Source organism: Rhodococcus sp. (in: high G+C Gram-positive bacteria) (assembly GCF_049591685.1).
In the GTDB taxonomy this organism is placed as follows: Bacteria; Actinomycetota; Actinomycetes; order Mycobacteriales; family Mycobacteriaceae; genus Rhodococcoides.
The window spans coordinates 1-6,226 of the sequence record NZ_JBAWFH010000170.1 but is presented as its reverse complement, the minus strand read 5'-3'; the positions used below and the strand labels follow the sequence as shown (position 1 = coordinate 6,226).

Here is a 6,226-nt window from a genome sequence, read left to right as displayed (position 1 = left end):
CCGGTGCCCCAGGCTCCAGCGCCGACGCCTGCGTCGACTGCACTGCGGGCGAAGGGCCTCGACGAGCAACCGACGAACGAACGATTGACGTTCTCGGGGCCCGACGAGGACGGCGGCACCGCGGTGCGTCGTTCCGCTTCTGTCGCACCCGGAACCAACGCCGCTGCGCAGGGAACGCGCCGCGAGCGTCGGGAAGCTGCTCGTACGCAGTCCAAGACGGCAAAGTCGTCGCGGTCGAAGAAGAAGCGCTAGCGGCCGCCGCGCTCCAAGTGGTCGCGTCGCTTCGGTTCGAGAAAATCAGCACACCCGAAGGGACGTGATCGTCCACCCGGAACGGCGGGAGCCAGAGCGGTATTCGAGCCGGGCGGCCACGGCGAACACTCGTGGCCCCCGCGCGTAGGTGCCGAAGATTTCCGCCGCATCGGGTGCGGTTCGTGCCACGTGTACTCGGCGCAGCGATGCAGACCCCAGCCGATGACCCGGCGGATGGGTTCGCACGATCGTCTTGACCGACTCGACGACAGCGGGCGCGAACAAGGCCCCCAGTTTTTCTGCCGGCCGTCGGCGATCCAGCACTTCGAGTAGAAGACGCATTCCCTGTTCGGCTCCTCGCCTCGCGTCGTCGGGAACGGCGGCAGCCGGGTCCGCCGCTGCACGCGCGAACGCGTGCGGACTCTGGTGCCGGGTGCCGAGACTGCGCGGGAACGGCCGAGGGCGCCGATCCTGGGTGGGCCTGCCGTGTTCGGTGGCGGGGCGGCCGCGGCAGATCGAAGGTGTAGCACTGCAAGGGTTTTCGATCGCTGGCTCGAACGGAAGAGCGCGACTGACGAACGTGTGGTGGCCTGTTTCGGTTGTCGTGGTCACGATGCTCCTGGTATCCCGGGCCGCTTTCGGGCCTGTACCTACTTCAGACGCCGCGTCGTGTTCGGCGGTTCCTCCGCTGCGGAAGAAAAGGGCCGCGCCGTCTTCGGTGCGCTACCTCGCAGCCGAATGGCTGTAGCCTGTGGCTTCATCTACGTTCGAGCACACGGACCGGCTCGGGCGAGAACGAGTGTCCGCTGTTGGTGAGCTGAGGACGGGGAACCGGTACACGCGATGGTGAACAGGCTGACTACGCAGGATGCATCGTTCTACTTTCTCGAGGCCAGCAGTACCCCCATGCACCTCGGGTCGTTGGCCGTCTTCCGCACACCGCGTAGCGGATTCGATTACGAGAGCTTGCTCTCTCTCGTCGAGCAGCGGTTGGTACTCGTCCCGCGCTACCGTCAGAAGGTGCGTGAGGTGGCGTTCGGGCTGGCGAGGCCGGTGTGGGTCGACGACGCTGATTTCGACATCACCTACCACATTCGTCGGTCGGCACTGCCGAAACCGGGGTCCGACGACCAACTGCACGATCTGGTTGCACGGCTCACCTCCAGACCGCTCGATCGCACGCGCCCGCTGTGGGAGATGTACCTCGTCGAGGGTCTGTCCAAGAACAGGTTCGCCATCTTCACCAAGTCGCACTCGGCTCTCGTCGACGGCGAGAAGTCTTTGGAAATCGGCCAGGTCATCCTCGATGCGACGAAGAGCCCACCTCTCATGGCCGAGGAGCTTTGGATGCCCGCCCGTGAGCCGAAGGAGTCGGCCCTGGTGTTCGACGCGATCACCGAACTGATTGCGTCTCCGGGGGAGGGCGTCGAGGTGGTCAAGGGGGCACTGTCGGGCGTCGCGGGCGTGGCGGGTGGCGTACTCGGAGCGACAGGGAAGATCCTGTCCGCCGTTCGCACCGCCACCCAGGTTGCGCCGTCGAGTCCGCTCAACGCGCCCATCTCGCGGAACAGGCGGTTTGCGGTCGCCAAAACTTCGCTGTCCGACTATCGAAAAATCCACGCCAGGTTCGAATGCTCGATCAACGACGTGGTTCTGGCCGTGGTCACCGGCGCGCTGCGGAACTGGTTGCTGTCGAGGGGCGAGCCCGTCACGGCGTCGTCGACCGTGCGGGCGATGGTTCCGATGTCGGTGTACGTCTCGGACGAACGGGCTGGGTACGACGGCTACACCGACCGAATCGGCGGTGATCGCGACTCGGGTGACGCGCGCGACACGGACGATTCTCCCCGAAGTGAGGTGTCGTCGTTCCTGGTCGATCTTCCGGTGGGTGAGCCGAACGCGGTGGTGCGTCTCTCGCACATCGCCCACGCCACCGAGGCTCATGCGAAGCAGTCACCGGGCGTCACCGCGCACACGCTCATGCGGATCTCCGGATTCGCACCGGCCAGCTTGCACGCCATGGGAGCACGGGCAGGAAGCCGGTTGTCGCAACGGCTGTTCAATCTGATCATCACCAACGCACCGGGTCCTCAGTACCCGCTCTACGTTGGGGGCGCACGTATGTTGGAGATGTTCCCCGTCTCGCCGCTCTTCGAGAATCAGGCGCTGAGCATCGGGCTGACCTCGTACGACGGGTCGGTGTGCTTCGGCCTCAACGCCGATCGCGGTGCCATGCCGGATGTCGACGTGATCACCGCGTTGTTGTTCGAGGCGCTAGAGGAACTCGTCGACGCAAGTAACGATTCGAGAGTATGAGGTGCCTGTGAGGGTCTACGTTCCCGCGACGATCGCAATGCTGCGGACATTGGTCGCCGACGGCGAATTTCACCCGGTCAGTCGCACTGCGTTCGCGGTGACCCCGACCCTGCGTGAGGCCTACTCGTCCGGTGACGACGAAGAGCTGGCCGAGGTCGCGATGAACGAGGCGGCGAGGGCGTCACTGCGGTTGGTGGCGGCCGGTATCGAGGACGAGGAAGAGTCCGACGATGACGGAACGGGCAGAACGCTCGGAGGGGCAGTGGTCTTCCGGAGGGCCGTCATTGCGGCCGACGTCGACGATCCGACACTGCGTCCCGATCTCGACGATTCCGTGGTGCGGTTGAAAGAGCCACTGCGCATGGATCAGGTGGCGTCGGTTCACGTCGATCTGGAGGCGGCAGAGCCTGCCGTCGAGAAGGCAGTTGCGGTGGTCGACGCTGCAGACATGGGCGATGCGGATGCCGAGTTCGTTCTCGGGGACGCCGAGGATCACACGTTGGCGTGGTACGCGACGCAGGAATTGCCCTTCTTGCTGGAATTTCTCTAGCAACTCACACCCACCGGTAACCTACGGTAGCGTAACCTTGACGAAGCGGGCCTGGAGAATCAGGGTCTGCGCGGGCAGTGATTCTGTCGAAGCTATCGAGGGGAATGAACTACCGGATGGATCTCAAGAAGTGGCTGGAGGCTCCGGCGGCGGATGTATCCGCACCGAAGCGTCCCAGGCTCAACATGCTGCGCGGTGCATTCACCAGGATCACCACGCCGCTGCTTCCCGACGACTATCTGCATCTTGCAAACCCTTTGTGGTCGGCTCGCGAACTTCGCGGCCGGGTCGTAGGAGTCAAGAAGGAGACCGCCACGGCCGTCACCCTGGTGATTCAGCCGGGGTGGGGATTCAATTTCGATTATCAGCCGGGGCAGTACATCGGCATCGGTCTACATCTCGGCGGCCGTTGGCATTGGCGGTCGTACTCGCTCACTTCCCCTCCCAATTGGGACGACAAGCGCATTTCCATCACCGTGAAGGCGATGCCTGAAGGATTTCTGTCTTCCCACCTGGTCGACGGTGTTCAGCAGGGCACCATCGTTCGTCTCGCTGCGCCCAAGGGCAACTTCGCGCTGCCGACACCGCCGCCCGAGAAGATCTTGTTCCTCACTGCGGGCAGCGGCATCACGCCCATCATCTCGATGCTGCGTGCCCTCGACCGGCACGGCGATATGCCCGACACCGTGCACGTCCACTCGGCGCCGACCGAGGACGAAGTGATGTTCGGTGCGGAATTGAGGTCGATTGCGGAGACTCACCCCCAGTTCGACTCGCACATTCAGTTGACGCGGTCCGACGGCAAATTCGCGTTGAAGTCACTCGACGATCTGTACCCCGACTGGCGGACCAGGGAGACCTGGGCGTGTGGACCTTCCGGCCTGCTGGAAGAGATAGAGCGGGTGTGGAAGAACGCGGGTATCGAGGACAAGCTGCATCTCGAGCGCTTCGAAATTGCTCGTGCGGATACTTCCGGCAAGGGCGGCAAGGTCACCTTCTCGAAGTCCGACCGCTCCGCGGACGTCGACGGCGCGACTACTTTGCTCGAAGCCGGCGAGAACGTCGGCGTGCAGATGCCGTTCGGTTGTCGGATGGGCATCTGCCAGACATGTGTGGTTCCACTGACCGCAGGACACGTCATCGATCTTCGTTCCGGCAAGGAGCACGGAGAGGGCGACCGTATTCAGACGTGCATCTCGGCTGCCGCCGGCGACTGCACGCTCGAATTGTGACGGTGCTTACTTACTCGTAGATCGTGAACGAGCCCACACCAGCTTCTCAGCATGTTCGGTTACGCTTGTATAACGGCGCCCTGTCGCGAGTAGTAAATTTCGGGCAACGCCCATAACTCTGGAGGACCACGATGGCCATTTCGGACATCAAGGAGTTCGCTCACCTCACCGAAGAAGACCTGGAATCTTTCGGTCGCGAGCTCGACGCGGTACGCCGCGACATCGAGGATTCACGTGGCGCGAAAGACGCCGCATACATTCGTAAGACCATTCGGCTGCAACGGTGCCTGGAGCTCGGCGGCCGAGTGGTGTTGCTGGGCAGCAAGTATCGGCCGGCATGGCTCGCCGGTACCGCACTACTCAGCGTCGCCAAGATCATCGAGAACATGGAGCTCGGGCACAATGTGATGCACGGGCAGTGGGATTGGATGAACGATCCCGAGATCCATTCCGTCTCGTGGGAGTGGGACCAGACCGGTCCGTCCGAGCAGTGGAAGCGGGCGCACAACTACTCGCACCACTTGTACACCAACATCGTCGGGATGGACGACGACATCGGCTTCGGCATCCTGCGGATGACGCGTGACGAGCCGTGGAAGCCGATCAATCTGCTGCAGCCCCTGGCCAACGTCTTGCTCGCGACCACGTTCGAGTGGGGGATTGCGCTACACGATCTCGACGCGCAGAAGCAATTGGACGGGGACGACCAGAAGAAGTTCTGGCAGTCTCCGGCCCATCGAGCGTTCGGCCGCAAGATCGCTCGTCAGGTCGGCAAGGACTTCGTTCTCTTCCCCGCGCTCACCGGTCCGGCGTGGAAGAGCACGCTGACGGCGAACGCGACAGCCAACCTCGTTCGTAATTTGTGGGCCTACGCGGTGATCTTCTGTGGTCATTTCCCCGATGGGGCCGAGAAGTTCACGATGGGTCAGTTCGAGACCGAAACTCGTCCCGAGTGGTATCTGCGTCAAATGCTGGGAAGCGCCAACTTCGACGCAGGCAAGGTCATGGCGTTCATGAGTGGCAACCTGTGCTACCAGATCGAGCACCACATGTTCCCCGACCTGCCCAGCAACCGGTATCAAGAGATTTCCGAACGGGTCCACGCGCTGTGTGAGAAGTACGACCTCCCATACACAACAGGCTCACTAGGGAAGCAGTACCTGCTGGCGTTGCGAACCATTCACAAGCTCTCTCTGCCGGACAGTTGGCTGCGCGCGACATCGGACAATGCGCCCGAGACCAGCTCCGAACGTCGGTTCCGTCAGGGCGACGCACCTGTCGTGCACGCGCTTCGTATCGATCCGCTGACGGGCAAGCGCCGCGGACTTCGATCTGCGATCGCCGAGGCACGTGTTTCGCTGCGCAACGCGAAGAAGGAAGCAAAGCGCCAGGCCAAGGCCATGCGCCGCGCACAGCAGGACCGCGTGAGTTCGCTCACGGCTACGCGAACGTAACCTACGCAACCGTAAGTTACGGTACGGTAGTCGTGAACGTGCACCACGTGCATCACCGACGACTGCCAGGAGGGCTGTAACCCATGGCGATTTCGGACATCAAAGAGTACGCACACCTGACCGACGCCGACGTCGAGGCGCTCGGCGTCGAGCTCGACGCCATCCGTCGCGATATCGAGAGCGCACGCGGCGAGCGCGACGCCCGATACATCCGCAATACCATCCGGCTGCAGCGCAGCCTCGAAATCGGCGGACGCGCAGTACTATTCGCCAGCCGCAAGCGTCCGGCCTGGCTTTTCGGTACCGGCATGCTCGGCGTTGCGAAGATCATCGAGAACATGGAGCTCGGGCACAATGTGATGCACGGGCAGTGGGACTGGATGAACGATCCGGAAGTGCACTCCACGTCGTGGGAGTGGGAC

The 6,226-nt window shown here is 63.1% G+C and carries 6 protein-coding genes and 1 pseudogene; 6 read left to right on the top strand and 1 reads right to left on the bottom strand.

Annotation, left to right across the window (positions count from 1 at the left end):
* The coding region (locus tag WBQ44_RS07290; RefSeq protein WP_495566048.1) for a hypothetical protein at positions 1–252 on the top strand (252 nt) is incomplete at its 5' end.
* A gap of 45 nt (positions 253–297) precedes the next feature.
* On the opposite strand, the gene WBQ44_RS07285 is transcribed toward WBQ44_RS07290, so the two are convergent.
* Positions 298–864, bottom strand: a complete 567-nt coding sequence (locus tag WBQ44_RS07285) for an Rv3235 family protein (RefSeq protein WP_495566047.1) — start codon at positions 862–864, stop codon at positions 298–300.
* A gap of 231 nt (positions 865–1,095) precedes the next feature.
* Between WBQ44_RS07285 and WBQ44_RS07280 the strand changes: the two genes are divergently transcribed.
* From WBQ44_RS07280 to WBQ44_RS07260, 5 genes and pseudogenes are all read left to right on the top strand, one after another.
* On the top strand, positions 1,096–2,568 hold the full coding sequence (locus WBQ44_RS07280) for a WS/DGAT/MGAT family O-acyltransferase (protein ID WP_495566046.1): 1,473 nt from the start codon (positions 1,096–1,098) through the stop codon (positions 2,566–2,568).
* Positions 2,569–2,605: 37 nt separating this feature from the next.
* The gene (locus WBQ44_RS07275; protein WP_495566049.1) at positions 2,606–3,118 is read left to right on the top strand and encodes a DUF6912 family protein; all 513 of its coding nucleotides are present in this window, start codon (positions 2,606–2,608) and stop codon (positions 3,116–3,118) included.
* A 116-nt stretch (positions 3,119–3,234) separates the two neighbouring features.
* Positions 3,235–4,350, top strand: coding sequence for a ferredoxin reductase (locus tag WBQ44_RS07270; protein ID WP_495566045.1), 1,116 nt, complete (start codon positions 3,235–3,237; stop codon positions 4,348–4,350).
* 131 nt (positions 4,351–4,481) lie between these two features.
* On the top strand, positions 4,482–5,804 hold the full coding sequence (locus WBQ44_RS07265; protein WP_495566044.1) for a fatty acid desaturase family protein: 1,323 nt from the start codon (positions 4,482–4,484) through the stop codon (positions 5,802–5,804).
* Positions 5,805–5,887: 83 nt separating this feature from the next.
* Positions 5,888–6,226 (top strand): annotated as a pseudogene (locus WBQ44_RS07260) (acyl-CoA desaturase); the annotation flags it as partial.